We start from the raw sequence: 25,711 nt of genomic DNA on the forward strand, positions 1-25,711 counted from the left end.
TTTTTGGCCGTTCTTTGTCCTACTTTCGACTACCGCCCGTATGAACAACTGGTCTTTCTTTCGGGAAGCCGTGCGGAATTTTCGTTCCACCGGAGCGATTGCCCGCGCCTCCCCCCTGCTCATCAAACGGCTCATCGAGGCGGTACCCTCCGATCGACCGCTGCGTGTTATTGAGCTTGGCCCGGGTGATGGCTGCATCACCACCGCCCTACTCGACCGGCTTCATCCCGGCAGTACCCTTACGGCCTTCGAGATCAACCCCGCCTTCGTCCGTCGGCTCCAGCAGCTCCCCGATCCCCGCCTGCACGTTCATTCGGTCGGCGCCGAGCGGCTATCTGAGCACTTTGCCCCCCAAAGTATTGACTTTGTCGTCTCTAGCCTGCCCCTCAGCATGATTCCCCAGGAGGTGAAGGAGGAGATCATCCGGCAGTCCCAGCGCGTACTGCGGCCCGGCGGGCAGTTTTTTCAGTACCAGTATGCGCTGCAGGATTACGGCCTGCTTAAGGACAGCTTCAACCGCGTCAACGTTAGTTTCACCCTAGGTAATCTGCCGCCGGCCTTTGTGTATAGCTGTTCGTTGGGGCTGTTGTGATTTAGGGCTGCGTCATCAGGGGTAGGGGCCCCTGATGTAAGCCAGGTGCGACGTTCCTGGAACAACCGTTGGACGCTTGCGAAGCGTCCAACGGTTACTCGACCTATTTGATGGTCACACTCCGAATGACCACATCCTGCGCCGGCCGATCGTAAGCCCCCGTCTCTACCTCAGCAATAGTCTCGACCACGTCCATTCCACTGACCACCTCGCCGAAGACAGTATAGTCCTGGTCCAGACTTGGGCTACCCCCCAGCTCCCGGTAGGCCTGCCGCTGCGCCTCGCTGTACTTGATGTTTTTAATCCGCTCGAGCTGGTCGAGGGTCGCATCATCGACCAGGGTACCGGTGACGATGTAGAACTGAGAGCCATTGCTCTTCTTCTCTGGATCGCCCGGCGGGCGTGCGGCAGCGAGGGCCCCGTAGATGTGGGGGGCACCGATCTCGGCGTCGAGCATGTAGCCGGGTCCACCCATGCCGAGGGTTTGGCCGGGCTTGGCACCCTTGCTGGTGGGATCACCCCCCTGGATCATGAAGCCGGGGATGACGCGGTGAAAGAGGGTGCTATCGAAGAAGCCCTCCTCGGCCAGTTTGATGAAGTTCTGGGTGTGGCCGGGGGTTTCGGGGTAGAGCATGACCTCGACGTCGCCCAGGGTGGTGGAGATGACGGCGTGGGTGGGGCCGGGGGGTTGGCAGGCGGCCAGGGTGGTCAAACCGGCAAGAAGTAATAGAAAACGCATACCGCGAAGGTACTACCCTACCCATCGATGCGGCCCTCCGAAGTTTCCAGGTCCTCAAAGTAATCCACGATTTTCGCCTTCAGCAGCTCTTCCTGTCCCTTTAGGTCGGTGGGGGCAATCTTGCTAGTCAGCTCGTAATGGGGCCAGCCATCGGCGTCGCGGCCTACGAAACGGTAGTGACCATCGTCGGCCAGGAGGCGGCAGACGGCCACGTGCATGAGGTCACGCTTCTCCTCCTTGGAAAAATCCGCCTGCCAGCGGCCGAGCTCCTGCACACCGATGAGAAAGAGTAGGGCGTTGAGGTCCGGAAGCGCGTCCCGGCGAAAACGATCCTTAACCAAGTGGCGGACGCGTTGGTAGGCGAAGTCTTGTTCCCAGTCGGTCATAGGGGTAGGGGTCAGAAGTTAAGGAAGTACATTAGCGGGTGACTATGTACCAAACATAAGACGTCAGACCCTCGGTTGTCTGCCTTCGCTATCTATCCTATCCTTATGCCCTTTCTTTCTACCCCCCTGCCGGGAGTACAACTGTTCGAGCCACGCGTGTACGAGGACCCAAGGGGTTATTTCTTTGAATCCTATAACGAGGCTACCTTTCTAGAAGCAGGCATCAAAACGCAGTTCGTACAGGATAACCAGGCAGCTAGCACACGCGGCGTACTGCGCGGGCTTCATTTTCAGCGGGACGGCTACGTCCAGGCCAAACTTGTGCGCGTCGTGGTGGGAGAAGTTTACGACGTAACGGTAGACATCCGGCCCGATTCGCCGACCTACCTACAGTGGTACGGCGTGTACCTGAACGATCGCAACCACCGACAGCTATTTATTCCGCGGGGCTTTGCCCACGGTTACCTGGTGACCTCCGAGCGGGCGGTGTTCACCTATAAATGTGACAACTTCTACGCCCCGCAGGCGGAGGGAGGACTCTGCTACGACGACCCCTCGATCGGTATCGAGTGGCCCGAAGTGCCCGGTGAGTACCAACTCTCCGACCGAGACCTCGCTTGGCACGCTATTTAGTAGTTCCTAGTACACACAAAAGTGCCCCGACTCCATGAGGAATCGGGGCACTCTAGCGTCAAACCAGGTAAAAGGGAAACCTTACCGCGCCACCACGAAGCGGATACTCTCCACCTCCGCGCCACTCACGGCCTGCAGGGTATACGTACCCGGAGCGTAATTACTCAGGTCAAGGCGGTACTGCGCCGTTTGAATACTACCCACGCTGCGCGTGCGGCCGTCCATCCCCGTGACGCGGATCGTGACGTCACCGGTGAAGCGGGCGGGCAGCGCAACCATCAGGTAGTCATTTGCGGCCGGGTTGGGAAATACACTCAGTATCTCAGCGGCTGAGGTACTCGCGGGGGCCAGGTCCGGATCGGCTACGATAGCGGGTGCCATCATGCCACAGGGGCCCTGCCGCTCGAAGGAACCGATATCGCGCTGACCGCCGAAGACGGGCTGGCCGATCTGGTCCGGCGACTGATCGTTAGGATCTCCCATGTCGATGGCCGGGCTCTCGCAGCTGGGGGCGTGGGTCATCGTCATCCCGCCGTTATCGGCCAGGGGTAGCAGATTAGCCGCAACGTTCTCCTTGTCGGTGGCGGTGGCGGGGAACTGATCGAAGAGGTCCTCGCCGATCAGGTTATAGCCGCCGGAAGTAACCATACCATCCACGGTAGCGAAGTCACGGGCTAGGTTGGCGGAGTTCTGGGCGATGATCGTCCCGGTGATGGTGAGGCTAGCCGAGTTTGTAGCCTGGGCGAAGCCGCCGCCGGCGCGGGCGTTGTTCATCGCGATGGTGGAGTTGGTGATTTCCATCGTACCGTCGTTGGCTATGCCACCGCCGGCCAGGCCACCCTGGTTGCCCGATACGGTGGAGGTCATGAGGGTAAGCGTACCACCGGTGTTATTGGCGATGCCACCACCGGCAGTGATGTTACCGGTCATGCGGTTCTTGGCGATGGTGGAGGACTCAATGTCCAGGATACCGCCGTTATTGAACACGCCGCCACCCGCTACGCGCTTGTCGATGGAGCCCTCGTCGGTAACCGTGTTGCTCAGGATGCTCACTTTCGAGATCATCATCATCGTACCGGACTGGTTCCATACGCCACCGCCCTCGTTGGCCGCTACGTTGTTGGTGACCTTGCCGCCGGTGATGTCTACCGTGCTCATCATACCGGTCACGTGGAAGGCACCACCGTTACCGGGGTTACTACCGGCGTCGTTGCCGTCGTAGGTGACGTCGGTGGAGGTGTAACTTCCGTCTACGACTTCTACTCCGCCGCCGGCGCGGTTGGCCATGTTGCCGCGGATGGTACCTCCGTTAACCGTGACCGAACCGGCAATGCTGAGCAGTCCGCCACCCGAACCCGAGGTGCCGGTGGCCATGTTGCCGTGTAGCCGGGCGTTGTTGACGACCAGCGTACCGGCGAGGTTGAACAGGGCGCCACCGCCGTCGTCGGCATCGTCACCCTTGCCGATATTGTCACGGAGCAGTACGTTGGTGACCGTCATGGTGCCAGCGCCGTTCCAGAGGCCGCCGCCTTCCTGTCCGGCCATATTGCCGTTCACCATACCGCCGGTAATCATCAGGTTACCGTCGCTACCAACGTGAATGCCGCCGCCGTTACCGGGCGCGGTATTGACTACGTTGTTCTCGATGCGGGTATTCATGACGGTGAATTCGGTGGCTGCGCCCGAGGCATCCTCGATGCCGCCGCCGGCGCGGTTGGCCTCATTACCGGAGATTTGTGAGTCGGAGATTTTCAGGGTGGCGCCGACGTTGTTGAGGATACCGCCGCCGCTGCCGGACATACCGGTGGCCTTATTATCGAACACGCGGACGTTGTCGCTTAGTACGATGGTACCGCCGCCGTTGTTATATAGTCCGCCGCCGCCCATGTCGGCATCGTCGCCCTTGGCTACGTTCTTCCGGACCAGGGTGCCGCTTACGGTCATGGTGCCGGCGCCGTTCCAGAGGCCGCCGCCTTCCGCCCCGGCCATATTCAGGTCGACCGTTCCACCGGTAAGCATTAGGTCGCCGTCGCTCCCCACGTGAATGCCGCCGCCGTTACCGGGGGCCATATTGACGACGTTGCGGTTGATACGAGTATTGGTGATCATGACTACGGTACTGCCACCGGAGGCATCCTCGATACCGCCGCCGGCGCGGTTGGCCTCGTTGCGCTCGATGCGGCTATCGGTGATGGTCAGCGTAGCGCCCTCGTTGTTGAGGATACCGCCGCCGCTGCCGGACATGCCGGTCGCCTTGTTACGCATGATGACCGAACCATCGCTGACGATGATGGTACCCATACCGTTGTTATACAGTCCACCGCCGCCCATATCGGCATCATCGCCCATGGCGACGTTATCGGTGATCTCGGTGGCGGAGACGGTCATCGTACCGGCACCGTTCCAGAGGCCGCCGCCCTCGGCTCCGGCCGTGTTAGCGATAACCTTCGAGCCGGTGATGCTTAGATCACCGTCGCTACCAACGTGGATGCCGCCGCCGTTACCGGGGGCATTGTTGACCACGTTACGGTCGATCTTGGTGTTGGTAATCGTCACTTCGGATCCGGCACCCGAGGCGTCCTCGATACCGCCGCCGGCACGATTGGCTTCGTTGGCCTCAATGCGGCTACCCATAATGGTGAGGGTGGCCCCTACGTTATTGAGGATACCGCCCCCGCTGCCGGACATGCCGGTGGCCTTGTTACCGCGTATACTGACGTTGTTGCTGACCATAATGGTACCGCCGCCGTTGTTGTACAGTCCGCCGCCGCCCATGTCGGCATCATCGCCCATGGCTACGTTATTACGGATACGGGTTCCCCCGGTGACGGTGAGCGTACCGAGGTTGTTCCAGATACCACCGCCCTCGGCCCCGGCTGAGTTACCGGAAACGGTACCGCCCGTGACGGTGAGGCTACCATCGCCGCCGATGTGAATGCCGCCGCCGTTACCAGGGGCGTTATTGACTACGTTGTCGTCGATCTTCGAGTGCATAATGGTGAACTCGGTGCCGCTGCCCGAGGCATCCTCGATACCACCCCCCGCGCGGTTGGCTTCGTTATTGGACACCCAGGAATCCATGATCTGAAGGGTAGTGCCGACGTTATTTAAAATACCGCCGCCACTGCCGGACATTCCCGTGGCCTTATTGCCGAGCACGCGGGCGTTGTCCTTGAGGATGATCGTGCCCATACCGTTGTTGTACAGTCCACCACCGCCCATATCGGCGTCATCGCCCTTGGCTACATTTTGCCGGACGAGGGTACCACTTACGGTCATGGTACCGGCACCGTTCCAGAGGCCGCCGCCCTCCGCGCCGGCCTCGTTGAGGTCGACCGTACCGCCGGTGATCATCAGGTCGCCGTCGCTACCGACGTGGATGCCGCCACCGTTGCCGGGGGCCATGTTGACCACGTTGCGGTTGATTCTGGCGTTAGTGATCGTAACCATCGTGCCGCTGCCGGAGGCTTCTTCGATGCCACCGCCGGCGCGGTTAGCTACGTTGCGCTCGATGCGCCCACCCATGATGGTGAGGGTGCCGCCGGGGGCGTTGAGAATAGCTCCTCCGCTACCGGACGGTCCGGTGGCGGCATTGCCTTCCAGGATCGCATCGGTGAGCATCAGCGTGCCCTCGTTGAAGATGGCCCCGCCGCCCTGGGTGGCCACCGGTCCGTTGGCAATACAGTCATAAACGTAGATGCGCTCGGCCATAAGGGTGCTGGCGGCGCGTACGCGGAGTCCGCCGCCGATGCGCTCGACGCCGTTGTAGATAGCTAAGTCCTTGATCGTAACGGTAGCGCCCTTGCGAACCGAGAAGGCCCGGTTGGTCATGTTGCCGCTCAGCAGCGTGGTGCGCATACCGTTGCCGAGTACGGTAAGGTCTTTTTCGATGTTGATCACCGTCAGCAGGGTGATTGCCTGGCGGTCAGTCGAGCTAGCAAAGGCGATCGTATCGCCGGCCATCGCCATGCGGATCGATTGCCGTAGGGTGCCCGAGCCGTCGTCGGCCGTAGAGGTCACCGTGATGGTCGCCGCGGAGGCGAAGGGAAGGGTAAGAAGGCTTACCGCCAGTAGGAGGCAGTAGCGCAGGGGGTAGTTGTGAATCATAGTGCGTTTGGTAGTTGTGAAAATGTGTAGTCTGTAGGAGTAATGTACGAGGGAATACCAAACGAAGTTCTAGGATTTTATTGTAAGCTTACGTTATATTTTTTCATACCCCGTAATTTCGATGTTATCCCCCTGTTTTGGAGCGGGTGGTGGAAATGTGGTGTTAAAATTATTGACAGTTGGGGACTCGACCGAACGCTCAAAGGTTCGAAGGGGCTGCGCCCCAACGAACCCTTCGAGGTTCTTGGGCGTGGTGGTGTTTTGGTAGTTCGGCCTACCTTGCACCTGCGGCCCCGCCCCCGATGCCGCCTATCACGCCAGCCTTAACCCCTTTACCCCCTAACTCCTTCACCCCTTGACACTCACCTTCCACGGAGCCGCCCAGGAAGTCACCGGCTCGGCCCACCTGCTCACCCTCGACGATGGCTATAAGATCCTGATGGACTGTGGGCTCTACCAGGGGCGGAACCAGGATATGGAGGACTTCAACCAGACCTTTCCTTTCGACCCGGCGGAGATCGACGTGCTGCTGCTGAGTCACGCCCACATCGACCACAGCGGACGGGTGCCGAAGCTGGTCAAGGACGGCTTCCGCGGAAAGATCTACGCTACTCACGCCACGCGGAGCCTATGCGCGATCCTGCTGCTCGACTCGGCCTACATCCAGGAAAAGGACGCCGAATACTATAACCGTAAGAATGACGACCGGCGCGAGCCGCTGTACGAACGCCGCGACGTGAAGCCCACTATGGAACGCTTCGTGGGCCTCCCTTACGACCGCTGGCAGGAGCTGCGGCCGGGGGTGGAAGTGCAGTTTCGCGACGCAGGGCACATCCTAGGTAGTGCGAGCGTGACGCTGCGGGTGACGGAGAATGGGAAGACAACCACCATCGGCTTTACCGGTGACGTGGGGCGGCCAAACCGACCCATTCTACGTGACCCGGTGAAGCTGCCGGACTGCGACTACATCATCTCGGAATCAACCTACGGCGACCGCGAGCACGAGCTGCCGCCGAACGAGCTGGCGCGCTTTCTAAGGATCATCAAGAATACCGTGGCGCGGGGCGGTAAGCTACTCATCCCGGCCTTCAGTGTGGGGCGGACGCAGGAAATCGTCTACCTGCTCGACCAGCTAGAAAGTAGCGGGAAACTGCCGCGGATAGCGGTCTTCGTGGATAGTCCGCTGGCGGTGAATGCCACCACCGTTTTTGGGGCCCACCCGGAGTGCTACGACAGCGAGCTGCAGACCTACATGCTCACGGACAATAACCCCTTCGGCTTCAACGACCTGACCTATACCCAGAGCGTGGAGGAGAGCAAGGCGCTCAATCACCTGGAGGGGCCGGCCATCATTATCAGCGCCAGCGGCATGATGAACGCCGGGCGGAGCAAGCACCACCTGGTGAACCTGATGGAGGATCCCCGCAATACCATCTTCATCGTAGGCTACTGTGCCCCGGGCACTCCGGGCGGTAAGTTGCGCGACGGGGTAGAGGGCATGCGGCTCTACGGGCAGTACCACGAGCTGCGGGCTGAGGTGGTGGTGATGGACTCGTTCAGTGCGCACGCCGACCGTTCGGAGCTGATCTTTTTTCTGAACGGGCAGCAGGATACGTGTCGGAAGGTGTTCTTGGTGCACGGGACGCTGGACCGGATGGAGGCCTTTGGGGGGAGTTTGCGGCGGGCTGGGTTTGGGGAGGTGGTGGCGCCGGCATTGGGGGATGTGGTGGGGCTTTGAGGTGGGGGACGTGGTATGTTCACCACAGAAAGGGCTTGCGCCCTTCCCCAGAGGGCTTCACGGAGGTCTCACAGAGCGACAAACTAAAGGCTGCCTGCGGCAGGGGGGAGGGCACGGAGGGTGGTCGTCGTCTGCCGCGTACCGGCGGAGCCGGCTCGTCAGCCGACTTGCGGCATCGGTGCTAGTCGTTTTGCTGACCGCTTGTACGCAGGAAGTGCCCCCACCCACCTACGCCTTTTACCACTGGCAGACCGAGCTCAGTGTACCGGACTCGCTGCTAAAAGCACACCACGCCGATCGCCTGTACATAAAGGTCTTCGATGTAAGCTGGGAAAACGGGCGGGCGAGGCCGTCGGCCATCCTGCAGGCGCGGGATACGGTGCCGGTGGAGGCCGTACCGGTCGTGTTCCTCACTAACGAGGTCTTTCAGCATCCGCTGGGCAGTCTGGCGGAGGACGTGACCGAGCTACTTACCCACAGTTTTCCCTACCCCTTCACAGAGCTACAGCTGGATAGCGACTGGACGGCGGATACGCGGGAGGCATACTTCAATTTTCTGGAGGAGCTACGAGAGCGGCTCCCGGGTAAGGTCATCAGTTGCACCGTGCGGCTGCACCAGTACCGGGACCGGTCGGTGCAGGGCGTGCCTCCGGTGGACCGGGCGGTGCTCATGGCCTACAATACGGGCGACCTCGGCAGCTGGGAGACGGAAAATTCCATCGTCGATACCAGCGTAATTAATAGTTACGTAGAGGGGCAGCCGACCTACCCCCTGCCCCTTGACCTGGCGGTGGCTGCCTACGACTGGGCCGCCGTGTACCGCTACGGGAAGCTGGCCTACCTCATCAACGAGCCAGAGCTGGTAAGCCTTAGTGACACGGCCCGCTTTACCCAGCTTGCCCCGCTGAGGTACCGGGTTCGGCAGTCGACGTATTACGGAGGCATCTTTCTCTACGCGGGCGACCTGGTACGCCAGGAGGTGGTAACCCGCCCGATGGCTGAGCGGCTGATTCACTCTCTCTGGCCGCGGGTAGCGAGCACCGGCAGTAAGTACGTCATCATCTACCGCATAAATAGCCGCCAGTGGGCGTCTCCCCTACCGCCGTTTTAGTCTACGGGCAATGGCATACCCCCGCAACCGCGTTGCCTCCGCCCCTACATAGATATACTCATCGTCATACACCGCCACCGCCTCGTGCTGGGTAGGCAGGGCCCAGGCAATATTCCTGCGCTTCATCTTTCCCTCCAAAAAACGCCCCTCCGGATAATCACTCAGCGTGATCAGCGAGGCGGAGCTCGACGGCAGAAAACCCAGCAGCATACGAAAGTTATAGGCTACCAGGTAGAGCAAGCGCTGCTCCCGGTCTAGCGCTGCTCCGGTCACCACCCGCCGGGGCAGGTAAAGGCTATCGACTAGCTCAGCCACGTAGGTCCCCGGCTCGGTAGGCACCGTAAAGTGCTTAATGTAAAAGGGCCGCGCCCCGAAGAGCATATCCTTCGTAAACAGGTGTACGCGCCCGTCAGCTACCACCATCGCCTCGCAGTCGTAGTTGCCGGGGGCGAGGCGGCCCTGTCCGTCCTCACCCGGGTAGGTGTAGACGATGGAGTCGGTCCGCTGGGCGGCGCGATCGTAGCGGTAGATCGTCTGCTCGGTCCGCCGGCCGGTGTTGTTACCGAAGTCGCCCACGTAAAGCAGTCCGTTTTCGTCGGCGGCAATGTCCTCGTAGTCGAAGGCGCGGGCGTCGAGGGTATCTACGCGCAGCAGCTTCCCGGCGCGGTCGGTGGTGTAGAGGTAGGGCCCGTCGCCGCTGTCGTTGTGCCAGATGAGTTCATTGCCGTCGATGACCAGCCCGGAGGCTTCGTTGATGCGTGCGGGGAGGGGGAATTTGCGGGGGGCGGTGGGGTGGCAGGCGGTGATGAGGCAGAGCAGGAGCAGTAGGGCGGGGCCGCGGGTGCTCAGGGCGTGGAAGGGCGGCAAGTTCACCACGGAGGGAGCAGAGGGTTTCACAGAGGTATGCACAGAGAATTAAATCGGGTGAAGCGAATCGCAAATTAGTCGCGCAATGTTATTTTATGGTTACCTACTTACCCATCGCGCCGCCAAGCGCAGACCTCTGTGCGCCTCTTATCACGACTGCCTCTGTGAAACCTCCGTGAATCCCTCCGTGTGGCCCCACCGGGGACTCTGTGGTGAACTGCCCCGCCCCCTACCCTACTTTTGCCCCCATGCCCCAACGCACCCTAAAACTCATCACCACCACCGACGACGACCGGCCCGTCTACGTAGCCGGTACCTTCAACAACTGGACGGCCGGCGATGCCACCTACCGCATGGAGGCCGACGACAAGCCCGGCACCTACCGGCGTACCTTCCACTTCGAAGCAAACGAAAAGGTGGAGTACAAGTACACCCGCGGCGGCTGGGAAGGCGTAGAACTCGGCCTTTACGGTGAAAGTACCCTCAACCACCTGCGCCATACCGGAAAACCCTGGAGTGTACCCGACCGGGTGGAAAACTGGGCCAGCTCCGGACTAGAATACAAAAGCGACCTCTTACCGCGCATCGAGGTGATCAGCCACGAGTTCGAGATCCCGGAGTTGATCCGTACCCGCCGGGTGGCAGCGCTGCTCCCTCACGACTACTACGCCACCGATAAGCGCTATTCGGTGCTGTACCTACAGGACGGGCAGAACCTCTTCGATGACTACGCGCCCTACGGCAGCTGGGGGGTGGATAAGCGGCTGGCGAGTCTGGCGGAGCGGGGCATGGGCGACCTGATCATCATTGCCATCGACCACGCCGAGGCGCAGCGCATGAGTGAGTTCACGCCGTCATTTCGCAACCGGCTGGGGAAGGGGGACGGACGCGCCTATACCCGCTTCCTGGCCGAGCGGCTGAAGCCCTACGTAGACGAGCACTTCCGTACGCGGCCGGAGCCGGAGCACACGGGTATTGGGGGAAGCTCCCTGGGGGGCTTGATCAGTATTTACGCCGGCATTCTCTACCCCAATGTGTATGAGCGCATCATGGTGTTCAGCCCTAGTCTGTGGGTGACGCCCGAGATTCCCTTCAACCTGATGAGGCTCACCCACCGCTACCGGGGCCGTATCTACCTCTACGGCGGGGAAGCAGAAAGTAAAAATATGGTACCCAACATGGAACGGTTCCGCGATCAACTGCTGCAACAGACCGGCACGACGCAGCTGGAACTAAAGATGGCCGTCGACCCGCTGGGGCAGCACAACGAGGCACGTTGGGGACGGGAGTTTCCCAAAGCAATCGAGTGGTTATTTTTTGCCGACCGCTGAGGAACATCAGATTTTTTATATTGCGGCGTTCCACTATGACACTACACAGTACTCCGCCCTTGGTCCTCCGCTCCTGTTTTATTCTCTGCTTAGGCTTTTGTCTGCCCGTACTGCTCGGTGCCATGAACGAGGCGGCAGCCGAACGGCAGGCCCGGCAAATCATGGAGCTGAGCCGCGAGGAGGTGGAACGCCGGCTGGGAGCTATGGACCAGTCGCTGCTGGACTACCAAATGGATGATGCGGTGTTTCGCCGGATCGTCAACTACATTCAGGACTGGCCGGTATCGAGCGGGCGGATGCTGGCGCGGTCGGCGCGCTTCTACCCCATCTTCGAAGAGCAACTCCAGCAGGCCGACCTGCCGCTGGAGCTCAAGCACCTGAGTATCGTGGAGAGCGCGCTACGGTCGTGGGCCATCAGCCGCGTCGGTGCCGGCGGGCTCTGGCAGCTCATGCCGGGTACGGCCCGCGAGCTGGGCCTGATCGTAAGTGACGAACTGGACGAGCGGCTCGACCCCACCCTGGGCTGTGCCGCCGGCCTGGACTACCTACGCATCCAGTACGACCGCTACGGCGACTGGGCCCTGGCGCTGGCGGCCTACAATTCCGGACCGGGCAACGTAAACCGGGCCATCCGCCGCTCGGGCAGCCGCAATTACTGGAAACTGCGCCGCTTCCTGCCACGGGAAACGCGGGCCTACGTGCCCAGCTTCATCGCGGCGGTGTTTTTGATGAGCTACCACCACGATTTCGGTTTGCCGGCTACCCAGATCTCGCTGGACGACCAGTTGACCGAGCGTATTCTTGTGCACCGCAAGATCAGTCTTTATCGGATAGCTCAGGTAACGGGTCTGCGCCCCGAGGTTGTCATCGAGATGAATCCGCAGTACGTACGGGGCTATCTGCCGGGGCTGCGGGGCGGTCACCTGCTGCAACTCCCCCAGCGGGTAGTACCGGCCATGCTGGAGTATTTGGCCCTGCACCCCGCCGGGGCCCGCGAGGATAGTGCCGAGCTACCCTGGTCGCACCCGCTGCTAGCCGAGGGAGAGACCAACGCCGATCGCTACTACGTGCGCCGGGAGGTTTACGCCGAGACGGGAGATACGACGATACGCCAGGTAGCAGAGCGGTACGATCAAGCGGTTGACCGCCTGCTGGTGTGGAGTGAGCGGGGTGAACAGGACTCAGTGAGCCTGGGGGAAGCCTTCCACTATTACGACGTGGACATGTACCAGCCCTACGATACCCGAAGCCGCGATGTACTGCCTCCGGCCCCGCAGCTGCTGGCGGATGCACAGCCGCGGTTACCAAAGTCCTACCGCAGGTACTTCGATAGCCTACCCGAGCCGCTGTATAGCGAGCCGGTGGAAGCCCGTCGCTGGTGGCAGCTATTTAGGAAGTAATTTTATTGGCAAGCCAGTCGACGGACAAAAGAATAGTGAGCAACTCTACTGCTGCTACTATTATTCTTATTTTACCGCCTCAAAGCGGGGAACTTAGAAATCGATTGCATGAAATTCAATTCACAGGGTGACGCAGAGGTCACCTACGACGCCATCGTAGTGGGTACCGGCATCAGCGGCGGCTGGGCTACGAAAGAATTGTGCGAAAAAGGCCTTAAGACCCTGGTCCTGGAAAAGGGCCGCATGGTCAAGCACAATGACTATCCTACGGCCAACCTGGACACCTGGGACTTCGAAAACATGGGCCGGGTACCCGCCGAGGAAATTCAAACGCATTACCCCAAGCAGAACCGCACGGGCTACACCGTACAGGAGGCCAGCAAGCACTGGTTCGTCAAGGACGACGAGCACCCCTACAGCGAAAAAGAACGCTTCGACTGGATGCGCGGCTACCACGTGGGTGGCCGCTCCATCATGTGGGGCCGGCACAGCTACCGCTGGAGCGATATGGACTTCCAGGCCAACGCTAAAGAAGGTATCGCGACCCCCTGGCCCGTAGGCTACGCCGAGATCGAACCCTGGTACGATTACGTGGAGACCTTCGCCGGCGTCAGTGGTGAAAAGCTCGGCCTGGCCCAGCTGCCCGATGGCAAGTTTCTGCCCATGATGCCGCTCAACTGCGTGGAGGATAAAGTCCGCCAGGGTGTGGCCGAAAACATGAACGGACGCGTTATCACCGCCGGCCGGGTAGCCCACCTTACAGCCTACGATCCGGAGGTACACAAGGGTACGCGCGGACAGTGTCAGTTCCGCAACCGCTGTATCCGGGGTTGTCCCTACGGGGGCTATTTCTGTAGCTTGTCTTCGACCATTCCGGTGGCGCAGGAGACGGGCAACATGACGCTAAGGCCCAACAGCTCGGTCTACTCCCTGATCTACGACAAGGAAAATAAGCGCGCTAAGGGCGTACGCTTCCGCGACTCCGAGACCGGCGAAGACCATGAGGCCTACGCCAAGGTCATATTTCTATGCGCCTCGGCCATCCCGAGCTCTTACATCGTCATGAATACGGAGCATGAGGAGGAAGTCGTACTCGACACCAGCGGTGAGCTCGGCGGCAATGTCATGGACCACCACTTCCGCGTGGGCGCCTCGGGTGATACCGATGAGTTTGGCGACCGCATTGACAAGGGCCGCAAGCCCAACGGTATCTACATCCCCCGCTACCAGAACCTCGGTGACCGGGCCAGCAAGAAGGACTACCTCCGCGGCTGGGGCTACCAGGGCGGCGCCGGACGCGGCAGTTGGTCGCAGAACGTGCGCGAGATGAACGTCAAGATCGGCCCCGAGCTGAAGGAGGCGCTGATCCGTCCGGGCAAGTGGACAATGGGTATGACGGCCTTCGCCGAGACCCTGCCCGATACGAAGAATCGAATGTTCCTCAACCGCGACGTACTCGATAAGGACGGCCTACCCACCCTGACCTTCGACGCCAAGTGGGGCGAGAATGAGTACGCCATGGTCGACGACATGATGAACGACGCAGCCGAGATGCTCGAAGCCTCGGGCATCAAGAACGTGAGCACCTACAACGCACACTCCTATCCCGGCCTGGGCATCCACGAGATGGGCATGTCCCGCATGGGCAGCAGCCCCAAGAACAGCGTGGTCGATAAGCACAATCGGCTCTGGGCCGCGCCGAACGTCTACATGACCGACGGTGCCTTCATGACCTCGGCCGCCTGCGTTAACCCCTCCCTGACCTACATGGCCTTCACCGCCCGGGCGGCCGAGCACGCGGTCAACGAACTCAAAAAGATGAACATCTAAGCAAGATGAAGAGAAGAGAATTACTGCGGTATACCGCCTACCTCACCGGTGTCGCTGTCAGTGGCCCCGTTGCCTCCGCCCTGCTGGCCGGTTGTAAGCGCGACGAAGCCGTCGCCGCCGGAGAAGCTGTCTACAAACCCGGTTTCTTTAACGACGAGGAGTTCGAGTACATCACCAAGCTGGCCGATGTCATCATCCCCCGCACGGATACCCCCGGTGCCATCGACGTCGGTGCCCACGAGATGGTCGATAAGATGGTCGGCGAGGTGTACCCAGAAGACGCCCGCGACAAGTTCCGCAGCGGCCTCAAGGAGCTGATGCGCAAGATGGACGCCGACCATCCCGATGCCGGCTTCCGCCAGCTCGATGCCGAAAAAGCCCTCGTCTACCTCCAGGATCAGGACCTTCACTATAAGGATCCCGACACTAAATGGGACACTATGCCCGAGGGCGACGTTAGCGCCAAAGACACCTACTTTGACCTCAAGTCGCAGATTGTCGGCGCCTGGTTCAACAGCGAACCCATCGGTACTGAGGTGCTGGCTTACCTGCCGGTGCCCGGGGAGTACATTCCCTGTGGAGATTTGCAGGAGCTTACTGGTGGACGGGCCTGGGCGATATAGTAGACGCCTGTCGGCTGGTTAGACGCTGCGCTGGTTAGACGCTGCGCTGGTTAGACGGCTCTAACCAGCGATAGCGTCTAACCAGCCAAAGGCGTCTAACCAGCCGACAGGCGTCTAAATCTTAATTTCATGAAGTTTAATTCCCAGGGGGCCGAGTCGGTCACCTACGACGCCATCGTTATCGGCTCCGGTATCAGCGGCGGGTATGCGGCCATGGAGCTGTGTAAGAAGGGCTATAAGGTGCTCATGCTGGAGCGTGGCCGCATGGTCAAGCACAACGACTACCCCACGGCCAATCTCGATACCTGGGAGTTGGACTACCAGAACTTGGTGCCGCGCGAGGAGATCGCCGCCCACTACTACAAGCAGAACCGCCTGCACTGGTGGGTGAAGCAGGACAACAAACACTGGATCGTCAAGGACGATGAGTACGACTACGAGGAAAAGCAGCGGTTTGACTGGATCCGGGGCCACCACGTGGGGGGGCGCTCCATCATGTGGGGGCGGCACTGCTACCGCTGGAGCGACCTCGACTTCGAGGGCAATCTGAAGGATGGCATTGCCATCGACTGGCCGATCCGCTACGCCGACATCGAGCCCTGGTACACCTATGTAGAGAAGTTTGTGGGCGTACAGGGGAAGAAGGAGGGACTGGCGCACCTGCCGGACGGAGAGTTCCTGCCCAGCTTCGACCTTAACTGTGCCGAGGACCACTTCAAACAGGCGGTCGAAAAAGCATTCCCGGAGCGTATCATCACCCCCGGTCGCACGGCTAACCTGACCAAATACATCCCCGAGCTCCACCACGGTACCCGCGGACAGTGTCAGGCGCGCAACCGCTGTTGGCGAGGCTGTCCCTACGGAGGCTACTTCAGCAGCTTGTCGTCGACCATTCCGGTGGCCAACGATACGGGCAACTTCACGCTGATGGCCGATAGCATCGTGCACTCCATCATCTTCGACGACGTGACCCAGCGGGCTACCGGCGTGCGGGTGATCGACGCCGAGACGAAGGAGACGCGGGAGTACTTTAGCTCCGTCGTGTTTTGCAACGCAAGTACGATCGGTTCCACCGCCGTCCTATTAAATAGCAAGTCGGAGCGCTTCCCCGACGGACTCGGCAACGACAGCGGCGAGCTCGGCCACAACCTCATGGACCACCACTACGGCATGGGTGGCTCGGCCACCTTCGACGGCATGAGGGATAAGTACTACAAGGGGCGTAAGCCGAACGGTGGGTTCTACATCCCCCGCTTCCGCAACATCAACGAGGCTACCCGGCGCAGCGACTACATCCGCGGCTTCGGCTACCAGGGCGGACTGACGCGGTACACGAATGTGAATGCACCCCTCGGCCCGGACTTCAAAAAGGCGATCACCGAACCCGGTGACTGGGTATTCAGTGCTACCTGCTTCGGAGAATTACTCCCCTATCACGATAACCAGATGTCGCTGCACGAGACGAAGACGGACCAGTACGGCATCCCTACCCTCGTCTTCGACGCCGGCCTAAAGGACAACGAAACCAAGCTCCGCGCCGACGGCGTAGCCTGCCTGGAAGAAATGATGAATGCCGCCGGGTTTGAGGATCTAGAGGTCCACAACGACCCCACCGCGGTAGGAGCCGCCATCCACGAGATGGGCACCGCCCGCATGGGCCGCGATCCCAAAACCAGCGTACTGAACAAGTGGAACCAGGTACATGCCGTCCCAAACGTGTTCGTCACCGACGGCAGTTTCATGGTCAGCTCCGGTACCCAGAACCCGTCGATCACCTACATGGCCATGACGGCCCGGGCGGTGGACTATATGGATAGGGAGCTGAAGAAAAGTGGCACGCTCTAGCTAGTTAACGTCCGGTGCACATCCACCCGCGACGCCCGCCACGCCGGCAGACTAGCTGCTAGTACCCCCACCACCAGCGCCCCCAGCAGTAACCAGCCCTCCTCCGGTAGAAAGACCCAGCTACGGAAGTCGTAGCGGTAGGCGGTGGAGAAATAACGCGCGATCACCGCCAGGCCCAGGTGGCTGATAACCAACCCCAACGTTGCACCTGCGACCGCGGTAAAGCTTCCTTCCAGGAGCAGCAGTCCAAATAGCTTGCCCGGACCCGCTCCTAGGCTTCGTAGCAGGGCCAGCTCCCCCCGCCGGCGGTCCAGTGAGCTATATAGACCGATGAAGATGCTCAGGATGCTCACCCCCACTACCACGTAACCCAGCTGCCGCAGTACCTCCTCGCCCTGCCCCACCGTAGCGTAGAGCTCGGCCAGCTGAATGGATGGTGTGACGGCCTGCATCTCCGTATTCTCGTTGATGCTACGCTGCATGTTGAGGGCCGTGACGCTGTTTCCCTTGAAGCGAATGAGTACCGAAGTGATGGTTTTATCCTCGTAGGCGCCCAGAGGTTGGGTGACATCGTAGGTATGCGCGTGCGTACGGTCGTGTTTGTGGTCCTCGCCGTGGGTATCGTGTACCGCCCAGAGGCTCTCGGTGGGGGTGAGTAAGATAAGATCGGCTACAGTGCCCGTGGGGGCGAGAACACCGACGACGCGAAATGGAGGCGCATCCTGGTGGGTGAGGTCTTCGTCCTCGATCAATCCGTGGCTGCTACGGAAGGTATCGCCTAGTGTTAGTCCGAGCTCGCGGGCGGCGGAGGCTCCGGCTACGATGTCCATAGGCTGGGTCCACATGGTGCCCTCAACCAGCTCGGCGTCGTAGAGTTGCAGAAAGGTAGGGCGGGTACCGACGATGCGCCGCCCGCGGTAGCTATCGCCCAGGGAGAGCGGCACAGCCAGCGCGATGTAGGGGTGTTCCGGATTCAGAAAGGGTTTGACACCCTCTAGCGGCACATTGCCCGTGGGCGAGCTGATGTGGTACATGCTCGACATCATGAGCTGTAGGGGGCTGCCCTTGGCGCCTACGACCAGGTTGATGCCGGCCAGGTTGCGGTCGAATTGCTGCTCCAACTGCCAGTTGAGCAGCAGGATGAGACTGATGAGCCCGGCCCCGAGGGCGGCCAGGATGAGACTCAGCGCCGTAGTCCACGGCCGGTACAGCAGGTTGCGCAGGGCCAGGCTAAGGATCGACACGGGCGGTGGGTTGCGCGGTGAGGGATTCAAGCTCGACAACGTGGGTAAAATTGGGCCGTAGGCGCTCGTCGTGGGTGACTACGACCAGAGCGGCACCGAGCTCGGCGGCTCGACTGCGTAGCAGGGTACTCACCCGGTGAGCATTGCCCTTATCTAGCGCGCTGGTGGGCTCATCGGCCAGGATCAACTTCGGCCGGTTCACCAGGGCACGGGCGATCGTGACCCGTTGCTGCTCACCTACGCTGAGCTGGCGCGGGCGCTTGGTGGCGTAGTGCGCGATGCCGAGCTGGTCCAGGGTAATGTTCAGTACCGTATCGTTGGCAGGTAGTCCCGCCGTGCGGCGTGCAATAGCGAGGTTCTCCCGTACGCTGAGGGCTTCCAGAAAGTAGGCCCGCTGGAGGATGATGCCAATGTGGCGGCCGCGGAACTGGTCTAGCGCCGCACCACTAAGCTGAGCGTAGTCGGTGTCGTCGAGCTCCATCCGTCCGCTCTCTGGAGTAAGGATACCGGCCAGCAAGTGCAGCCAGGTAGACTTGCCGGAGCCGCTGGGGCCTAGGAGGAGGGTGGGCTCACCTACCGCGATGTGGAGGTCGGGGAAATGGAAGGTAGGGCCGGTGCCGGGATATTGATAGGTGAGGTGGCTGGTGATGAGCACTTCTGCAAGGTAGGGAACTGCAGTATTCCAGCGCTGCCGGAGACCGCATCGTACTGCCTACCCTGCCTCCAACGACGGCCACGCAACAACCCAACAACCCAACAACGCACTACCTAACAACCATCCCCCCCACCCCAAACGTTTACCCCCACAGTGGCTATGCAAGACAAGACCGTACTCATCACTGGGGCCAACGACGGCATCGGACGGGCCACCGCCGAGCGCCTCGCCCGCAAGGGAGCCCACCTGGTGCTGGCCTGCCGCAGTGAGACCAAGGCGCAGCGTACGGCCGACTGGCTGGTCGAGACAACCGGTAACGAGCACATCGACACCCTGCCGCTGGACCTGGCCGATCTGGCCAGCGTGCGCGCCGCCAGCGAGCTCTTTTTGGCCGAGCACCCCCGCCTTGACGTGCTGATCAACAACGCCGGGGTCTACTGCGGTAGCCTCGAGCTCAGCGCTCAGGGCTACGAACTACAGTTTGCCGTCAACCACCTCGGCCACTTCCTGCTTACGCTCAACCTGCTGCCCGCTATGCAGTGCGCCAACCTCTGCGGTCGGGTCATCAATGTCAGCAGCGCCATGCACACCAAGGGCGGCATTGACTTCGGCAACCTGCGCGGCGAACAGGGCCCGAAGGAGTATAACGGCACCCGCGCCTACGCCCAGAGCAAACTGGCCAATATTTTGTTTACCAAGGAGCTCGACCGCCGCCACGGTACGGAGTTAACCACCAACTGCCTCCACCCCGGCGTGGTCGGCACCTCGCTGGCGAACAAAAAAGGCAAGTTTTTCACCAAGGCCATCTGGAGTATGTACAAGCCCTTCGCACGTAGTCCCGAGGCCGGTGCCGACACCAGCGTCTACCTGGCCAGTAGCCCCGAGGTACGCGAGGTGAGCGGCCGCTACTTCAACCCCAGCCAGTGCCTGGTCAAGCCCAGCCCCACGGCCCGCAACGAGCAGCTTGCCCGCCGACTCTGGGAGTACAGCGAGCAGGCCGTACACGAATTTCTTCTCTAACCTACGTGGTACCTTCGCCCCATGCCCCTCGACCAACAGGACGTAGACACTTGGAAATACGACGCGGACGGCAAGCCCGTACCCGAGCAGGACAAGGAGATGTCCTTCATCGACCACCTGGAAGAACTGCGCTGGCACGTCATGCGGGCACTGATCGCTATCTGTGTGGGGGGCATTGGGCTCTTTATTTTTCGCGACTGGTACTTCACCAATGTGCTTTTCGGTCCGTTACACGATAATTTCCCGAGCTATCGCGTGCTCTGTGGACTTTCCGACTGGCTAGGCACTGGGGCGGCGCTGTGCATGACTGCCCCGAATGTGACGCCGCAGGCCATCGAGTTCGGAGAGATGTTTATTACGGCGGTGAAAATGGCCTTCGTGGGCGGCTTCGTGGTGGCCTTTCCGTACGTATTTTATGAGATTTGGTCGTTCGTGCGGCCGGGGCTCTATCCGGCCGAGCAGCGCGCTACCCGCTGGGTGATCGTTATCTGTTCCATTCTTTTTTTCATTGGGGTAGCCTTCGGCTTCTTTATCGTAGCCCCCTTTGGCACCAACTTCCTCATGGGCTTCGAGGTCGGCGGGGCGGTTAACCAGCCGCAGATGGCCTCCGTAATCAGCTACATGATCATGTTCACCCTGCCGGCGGCGCTCATCTTCGAGCTACCGGTGCTCATCTACTTCTTGGCTAAGTTCGGGCTCGTCACGGCCGAGGCCATGCGGCAGTACCGCCGCCATAGTATCATTGGTATCCTCATTTTGGCCGCGCTGCTCACCCCTCCCGATGTAGTCACTCAGATCCTCATCGCGGTCCCTCTTTACACCCTCTACGAAATTTCAATCTTCGTTGCCAAACGCGCCCAGAAGCAGTACGAAGCCTCCCTCATGTAGGGCGGGGCCACCGGTGCAACGCAACTCGAACAACAAGCTATGCTGATCATTCCCCCCTATATTCGTTTCGCCCTCATCGGTGCCGGTATACTCGGTGGCATCGCCCTGTGGGTGGCCTTCGGCTTCTGGTACGGTTTCCCCTTCTTGCTGGCCGGCCTCATCTTACTCCTTGGTTACATTTTTCTCGGCACGGTGGGCCCGGCCGCTAAGGCGGTACAAGTGCAGGACTTCGACCGCGGCGAGAAACTGCTCAACCTCACGCTCAAACCCGAGTGGCTCTACAGCGCCAACCGTGCCTTCTACTACATGATGCGCGGCACCATCGCGCTGAGCCGCAAGGACCTCACCGCCGCCGAGGGCTGGCTCAAAAAAGCCGATACCATCGACGTACCCACCGCCAACGAAAAGGCCATGCTGAAACTACAGCTCGCCCAGATCGAGGCCAACCGCAAGAACTTCCCCGCCGCTAAGAAATACCTCAAGGCCGCCCGCGAAACCAACGTCAAACTTCCCCAGATCGTCGAACAAATGGACATGCTCGACACTGCGCTCAAACAGTCCGGCCAGGTCAAAGCCGCCCAGCGCATGGGCAAGCAGGGCCACCAGATGATGAGCCGGGGGGGGAAGAGAAGGCGGCCTAAGGGACGGTAGTGCTCTACCTCCACATCCCCTTCTGCAAACAAGCCTGTAGCTACTGCAACTTTCACTTCAGCACCAACCTGAAGCACCGGGAGGCCGTGCTGGACGGTATGGTCCGGGAGCTAGAGGTACGACGGACGGAGCTGCCCGTGGGTAGCGTACCATCGATCTACTTCGGTGGAGGTACACCATCGCTGCTCACGGGGGCGGAATTGAACCGAATCTTTGAAGCAATCGTCCAGAACGGCTACTGGGGCGGGGCCCCGATAGCTATCGGGGGTGCGGAGATCACGCTGGAGGCCAACCCCGATGACCTGACTGACGAAACGGTGGCGATGCTGGCGGCAAGCCCCGTCAACCGGCTCAGCATCGGAATTCAGAGTTTCAGCGAGGAGGACTTGCGCTTCATGAACCGGGCTCACGATGCAACGCAGGCCCTGTCGGCGGTGGAAAGGGTCCGCGCCGCCGGCTTCGATGATCTCAGCATTGACCTCATCTACGGCGGACAAACCACCAACAACGCTACCTGGCAGCGCAACCTCGACCTAGCTACTGGCCTCGGTGTCAACCACATTGCCTCCTACGCACTGACCGTGGAGCCCAAAACCGCCCTAGGCCACCGGGTAGCCACCGGGGCGGTGCCGGATACGAGCGATGCGCGCTTTGCCATACAGTTTGCCATGCTGGTCGATCACCTGACGGACCACGGTTTCGAGCACTACGAAATATCCAACTTCGCCCGCCCCGGTCACCGCAGCCGGCACAATAGTGGGTACTGGACCGGGCAGCCCTACCTCGGTATCGGCCCCGGGGCGCATAGCTTCGACGGGGCTTACCGCCGCCGCTGGAACGTGGGCCACAATGCACGGTACGCGAAGGTGTGGCCGGAGATAACTAGCTACGCGGACTTCGTAGCCGCCGGCCCCCTGCTGTTTGGGGAGGAACAGCTTACCCAGCGCGACCGCTACAACGAGTACGTAATGACGGGACTGCGGCGCACGGAAGGGATAGCGGTAGCTGAGGTGGAGCGGCGTTTTGGGGGGGAGTTGGGCCGCCACTTCGTCACCGAGATGGTACCCCACCTCCGCAACGGCAATGTCGAATCCGTGGGTGATACAACGATCTACCGGCTCAGCCGTCGTGGACTTACTGTGGCGGATGGCGTGGCGGCGGATGCCTTTGCCTAGCGGCCCAGGGTATAGCGGGCGCCCAAGGCACCGTAGCCCGCACCAAAGGTATTGAAGCCTACTCCGAAGTTATCGCCCAGGAAAATCGTAGGTACCCAATCCAGGGTCAACGATACCGGAGCGTCCACGAAGGTGTACTGTAGCCCTAGATACCCGGCTAAACTAAAGGTCGTGCTGCTCTCCTCTAAAAAGTCGTAGCTCCAGAACTGCACTCCTGCGCCCCCGCCGTAGTACCACTGTAGCCCGTCCACCGATTCAATATCGTTATGGATCTGGTAAGCGCCATTGACGCTGAACCAACTGAAGCTGCCGTAGCCCCGAAAGCCTACGTAGGCCTCGACGGCATTGGTCTCGTTAAGAAAGGCCTTATAAGAAACGGAAAGGGGGTAGCCGAAGCGCAGACCGACGGCCGAGCCGTAGTCCTGGGCCGTAGCGGTGGGGCCGAAGGCGCAGAGGGCGACGGCAAAAACAAAGTACTTAAGGGGGTTCATAGCCTGTATGTGTAAGTGAATATGTATGTCTGTCTATGCTCAATGTAGCGGTTTCGTTACTTAGGTGATAGTAGAGCAAAAACAGGCCTACCAGTACCCCAATCAGCGTAGCTGACAACTCCCGGAGGCGGTCGGCGCGTGCTTCTTCTTTATACTTATCCTTGAGTGTTTTGCGGGTTGCGTCTGTAGCTGATTGGTAGATACCCTGCTTGGACTTTCGCTTATGTACGGGCGTAGGGTCTCCGAGAAATTTGCGTTTCCCGCCTAGGGCAGCATTCCGTTTGATGGCCGCATTCATCGCTGCGGTAGCTCCTCCGAAGCTCATGGTGATGTTGTTTATTTATCTTCCATAATAGGGGCCGGGGGATCATCCCGGATGACGCAAGTCGACGAGCTAAAGCGGGAACACGACGAAATACTACACAGTCAGTTGGTGGTTAAACAATGTGCTAACAGTCAACTTCCTAATTAGCGAGGCATCCGGTTCATCACTTCATTACCCTTTGGCCTACTTATGTCTACTGCTACCAAACCCCTTCGCAACCGCATCGTCCTCATCTTCGACTTCGACGAGACCCTGGGACCAAGTACTATCCAAGCCTACTTCGACCACCTGGGCATCCCGTACGCCGATTTTGACGCCCGCGCTACGGAGCGTAAGCGGGATCTCTGGCAGGCGCCCCTTGCTGTAGCCGACCTGCTGCGGGAGTACAGCCACCGGGCGGATAGCCCCATTCGGCGCGACACGATGGTGGCCTTCGGCAAGGAATTTCCCCTCTTCCCGGGGGCGGATGGCCTAGTCGACTGCCTGAAGCAGTATGTCGCCGAAAAGGACGGCGACATCACCCTAGAGTTCGTGCTGCTGACGGCGGGGTTCAAGACCATTGCGGAGCACTCCCTGATCGGCGAGCAGTTCGACCGGGTATACGGGGGTGAGCTGCACTTTGACGACGAGGGGCGCATTCTGGCCGCACGGCGGGTGATCAGCCACGTGGATAAGGTGCACTACATCAAGCAACTCGTCGAGGGACTAGACCTCGACAAGGCCAGTGAGCTGGAGAACACCTATGTCGACCACAACCCCCAGGACAACTACGTGCCGATGTCACAGGTGATCTACGTAGGCGATGGCCACAGTGACATGTCGGCCTTCCAGTCGGTGGAAAAAGACGGCGGGGTATCCATTGCTATTGACCCCGATCAGGACGGCAGTTGGGACGGCTACGAGAATATGAGCCCCGGCCGTCGCGTACACAATGTGGCCCCGGCCGACTACCGGTCGGATAGTGAGCTGATCAAGAGCCTGAAGCTTGCCCTGGATCTGATGGTGAGTCGCATTCTACTGCTGCGGCTTGGGAAGGAAGAATGACGGGGGTGGGCCGTCGGACGGGGGTGGGCCGTCGGACGGGGGTGGGCCGTCGGACGGGGAGGGCTGTCGGACGGGGAGGGCTGTCGGACGGGCTTCGAAATTTAACATCACTCCACAAATAGTAGAGTGACGCAGCTGTCATTTGCAGCCATGTACGAACACAATATCATTTACCACGTCTACAACCAAAGTATCAACTACGAACTGCTGTTCCGTTCTTGGAAAAACTACCAGGTTTTCCTAAGTAAGTGTCGAACTCATCTGTTACCACATGCTGATATATTCGCTTACTGCCTGATGCCAGACCACTTTCACTTTATGTTGAAACCTACGGAGTTAGGTTGTCAACTCAGCAAGAGTGGACGGTTCCTCAAGTTAGGAGAAACTGGCCCCGAGTTGAGGTATCAGCAGAACCTTAGCCAAGCCTTTAAAACGATATTGAGCAGCTACACGCAAAAGGTCAATAGGGCATTTAAACGTAGGGGCTCTCTGTTCAAGGCAAAAACTAAAGCTAAACCAGGCTACCAAGATTTCTGCCCCGAAATTGACCTCATCGAAGGCAAACCGTTTACTCATTTTGTTCCTTATCTCCGCACTTGTTTTCACTACATTCATAACAATCCGCAGAAGGCAGATTACGTCCTTGACCCCCTAGACTGGGAGTTCTCCTCAGCTATGGATTACGAAGGTCTGCGCGACAGTATGCTTTGCAATTTTGAGCTGACCGAAAAACTGCTAGGCATCAAACGCAAACCTCCAAAGTCTAATCAATTTACTTGGAGGCAGGCAGGGTAGTCCGGTAGGCCGTCCGACGGGGGTAGGCCGTCCGACGGGGGTAGGCCGTCCGACGGGGGTAGGCCGTCCGACGGGGGTAGGCCGTCCGACGGGGGTAGGCCGTCCGACGGGGGTAGGCCGTCCGACGGGGGTAGGCCGTCCGACGGGGGTAGGCCGTCCGACGGGGGTAGGCCGTCCGACGGGGGTAGGCCGTCCGACGGGGGTAGGCCGTCCGACGGGGG

The 25,711-nt window shown here is 60.3% G+C and carries 22 protein-coding genes; 15 read left to right on the forward strand and 7 right to left on the reverse strand.

Annotated features, from left to right (window positions below):
* Positions 1-40 precede the first annotated feature (40 nt).
* A complete protein-coding gene (locus tag ACOOHD_RS11830; protein WP_420458087.1) occupies positions 41-592 on the forward strand; it encodes a class I SAM-dependent methyltransferase in 552 nt (183 codons plus the stop codon).
* A 103-nt stretch (positions 593-695) separates the two neighbouring features.
* On the opposite strand, the gene ACOOHD_RS11835 is transcribed toward ACOOHD_RS11830, so the two are convergent.
* Positions 696-1,331 carry a peptidylprolyl isomerase gene (locus ACOOHD_RS11835; protein ID WP_420458088.1) on the reverse strand — a complete coding sequence of 212 codons (636 nt, stop codon included), beginning with the start codon at positions 1,329-1,331 and terminating at the stop codon, positions 696-698.
* Between the two features lie 17 nt (positions 1,332-1,348).
* Positions 1,349-1,717: a hypothetical protein gene (locus tag ACOOHD_RS11840; protein WP_420458089.1), complete on the reverse strand. Its 369-nt coding sequence runs from the start codon at positions 1,715-1,717 to the stop codon at positions 1,349-1,351.
* A 105-nt stretch (positions 1,718-1,822) separates the two neighbouring features.
* On the opposite strand from ACOOHD_RS11840, the gene rfbC reads away from it, so the two are divergent.
* Positions 1,823-2,350: a dTDP-4-dehydrorhamnose 3,5-epimerase gene (gene rfbC, locus ACOOHD_RS11845; RefSeq protein WP_420458090.1), complete on the forward strand. Its 528-nt coding sequence runs from the start codon at positions 1,823-1,825 to the stop codon at positions 2,348-2,350.
* Positions 2,351-2,431: 81 nt separating this feature from the next.
* Here the strand turns inward: rfbC and ACOOHD_RS11850 are convergent, their stop codons facing one another.
* The gene (locus ACOOHD_RS11850) at positions 2,432-6,457 is read right to left on the reverse strand and encodes a choice-of-anchor Q domain-containing protein (RefSeq protein WP_420458091.1); all 4,026 of its coding nucleotides are present in this window, start codon (positions 6,455-6,457) and stop codon (positions 2,432-2,434) included.
* A gap of 355 nt (positions 6,458-6,812) precedes the next feature.
* Between ACOOHD_RS11850 and ACOOHD_RS11855 the strand changes: the two genes are divergently transcribed.
* Positions 6,813-8,195, forward strand: a complete 1,383-nt coding sequence (locus ACOOHD_RS11855) for an MBL fold metallo-hydrolase RNA specificity domain-containing protein (RefSeq protein ID WP_420458092.1) — start codon at positions 6,813-6,815, stop codon at positions 8,193-8,195.
* Between the two features lie 214 nt (positions 8,196-8,409).
* Positions 8,410-9,306: a hypothetical protein gene (locus ACOOHD_RS11860; protein ID WP_420458093.1), complete on the forward strand. Its 897-nt coding sequence runs from the start codon at positions 8,410-8,412 to the stop codon at positions 9,304-9,306.
* Here the strand turns inward: ACOOHD_RS11860 and ACOOHD_RS11865 are convergent.
* Positions 9,292-10,203, reverse strand: coding sequence for a hypothetical protein (locus ACOOHD_RS11865; protein ID WP_420458094.1), 912 nt, complete (start codon positions 10,201-10,203; stop codon positions 9,292-9,294). The genes ACOOHD_RS11860 and ACOOHD_RS11865 overlap by 15 nt on opposite strands.
* Positions 10,204-10,421: 218 nt before the next feature.
* Here ACOOHD_RS11865 and ACOOHD_RS11870 point away from each other — a divergent pair, with 218 nt between their 5' ends.
* The 5 genes from ACOOHD_RS11870 (at position 10,422) to ACOOHD_RS11890 (ending at position 17,202) form a co-directional block, all read left to right on the forward strand.
* On the forward strand, positions 10,422-11,504 hold the full coding sequence (locus ACOOHD_RS11870; protein ID WP_420458095.1) for an alpha/beta hydrolase-fold protein: 1,083 nt from the start codon (positions 10,422-10,424) through the stop codon (positions 11,502-11,504).
* Positions 11,505-11,563: 59 nt separating this feature from the next.
* Complete coding sequence (locus ACOOHD_RS11875; RefSeq protein WP_420458096.1) at positions 11,564-12,904, forward strand: transglycosylase SLT domain-containing protein; 1,341 nt, start codon at positions 11,564-11,566, stop codon at positions 12,902-12,904.
* A gap of 108 nt (positions 12,905-13,012) precedes the next feature.
* Positions 13,013-14,734, forward strand: a complete 1,722-nt coding sequence (locus ACOOHD_RS11880) for a GMC oxidoreductase (protein ID WP_420458097.1) — start codon at positions 13,013-13,015, stop codon at positions 14,732-14,734.
* A 5-nt stretch (positions 14,735-14,739) separates the two neighbouring features.
* The gene (locus tag ACOOHD_RS11885; RefSeq protein ID WP_420458098.1) at positions 14,740-15,357 is read left to right on the forward strand and encodes a gluconate 2-dehydrogenase subunit 3 family protein; all 618 of its coding nucleotides are present in this window, start codon (positions 14,740-14,742) and stop codon (positions 15,355-15,357) included.
* A 129-nt stretch (positions 15,358-15,486) separates the two neighbouring features.
* Positions 15,487-17,202 (forward strand): GMC oxidoreductase, encoded by a 1,716-nt coding sequence (locus ACOOHD_RS11890; protein ID WP_420458099.1) that lies wholly within the window; start codon positions 15,487-15,489, stop codon positions 17,200-17,202.
* Here ACOOHD_RS11890 and ACOOHD_RS11895 read toward each other — a convergent pair.
* The gene (locus ACOOHD_RS11895) at positions 17,199-18,446 is read right to left on the reverse strand and encodes an ABC transporter permease (protein ID WP_420458100.1); all 1,248 of its coding nucleotides are present in this window, start codon (positions 18,444-18,446) and stop codon (positions 17,199-17,201) included. The two genes, ACOOHD_RS11890 and ACOOHD_RS11895, sit on opposite strands and share 4 nt — an antisense overlap.
* On the reverse strand, positions 18,433-19,101 hold the full coding sequence (locus ACOOHD_RS11900; protein WP_420458101.1) for an ABC transporter ATP-binding protein: 669 nt from the start codon (positions 19,099-19,101) through the stop codon (positions 18,433-18,435). Before ACOOHD_RS11900 ends, ACOOHD_RS11895 begins: the two co-directional genes overlap by 14 nt.
* A gap of 159 nt (positions 19,102-19,260) precedes the next feature.
* Between ACOOHD_RS11900 and ACOOHD_RS11905 the strand changes: the two genes are divergently transcribed.
* The 4 genes from ACOOHD_RS11905 to hemW are packed head-to-tail and all read left to right on the forward strand — an operon-like array spanning position 19,261 to position 22,835.
* Positions 19,261-20,121: an SDR family oxidoreductase gene (locus tag ACOOHD_RS11905; RefSeq protein WP_420458102.1), complete on the forward strand. Its 861-nt coding sequence runs from the start codon at positions 19,261-19,263 to the stop codon at positions 20,119-20,121.
* 21 nt (positions 20,122-20,142) lie between these two features.
* Positions 20,143-21,009 carry a twin-arginine translocase subunit TatC gene (tatC, locus tag ACOOHD_RS11910; protein ID WP_420458103.1) on the forward strand — a complete coding sequence of 289 codons (867 nt, stop codon included), beginning with the start codon at positions 20,143-20,145 and terminating at the stop codon, positions 21,007-21,009.
* 39 nt (positions 21,010-21,048) lie between these two features.
* A complete protein-coding gene (locus tag ACOOHD_RS11915) occupies positions 21,049-21,660 on the forward strand; it encodes a tetratricopeptide repeat protein (RefSeq protein ID WP_420458104.1) in 612 nt (203 codons plus the stop codon).
* Positions 21,660-22,835, forward strand: coding sequence for a radical SAM family heme chaperone HemW (hemW, locus tag ACOOHD_RS11920; RefSeq protein WP_420458105.1), 1,176 nt, complete (start codon positions 21,660-21,662; stop codon positions 22,833-22,835). The genes ACOOHD_RS11915 and hemW overlap by 1 nt, the downstream gene beginning before the upstream one ends.
* Here hemW and ACOOHD_RS11925 read toward each other — a convergent pair.
* A complete protein-coding gene (locus ACOOHD_RS11925) occupies positions 22,832-23,326 on the reverse strand; it encodes a hypothetical protein (protein ID WP_420458106.1) in 495 nt (164 codons plus the stop codon). The genes hemW and ACOOHD_RS11925 overlap by 4 nt on opposite strands.
* A 514-nt stretch (positions 23,327-23,840) precedes the next feature.
* On the opposite strand from ACOOHD_RS11925, the gene ACOOHD_RS11930 reads away from it, so the two are divergent.
* A complete protein-coding gene (locus tag ACOOHD_RS11930; protein ID WP_420458107.1) occupies positions 23,841-24,695 on the forward strand; it encodes a hypothetical protein in 855 nt (284 codons plus the stop codon).
* Between the two features lie 126 nt (positions 24,696-24,821).
* On the forward strand, positions 24,822-25,490 hold the full coding sequence (locus ACOOHD_RS11935; RefSeq protein WP_420458108.1) for a transposase: 669 nt from the start codon (positions 24,822-24,824) through the stop codon (positions 25,488-25,490).
* Positions 25,491-25,711 lie beyond the last annotated feature (221 nt).

Source organism: Neolewinella sp. (assembly GCF_965214665.1).
Classification (GTDB): domain Bacteria; phylum Bacteroidota; class Bacteroidia; order Chitinophagales; family Saprospiraceae; genus Neolewinella.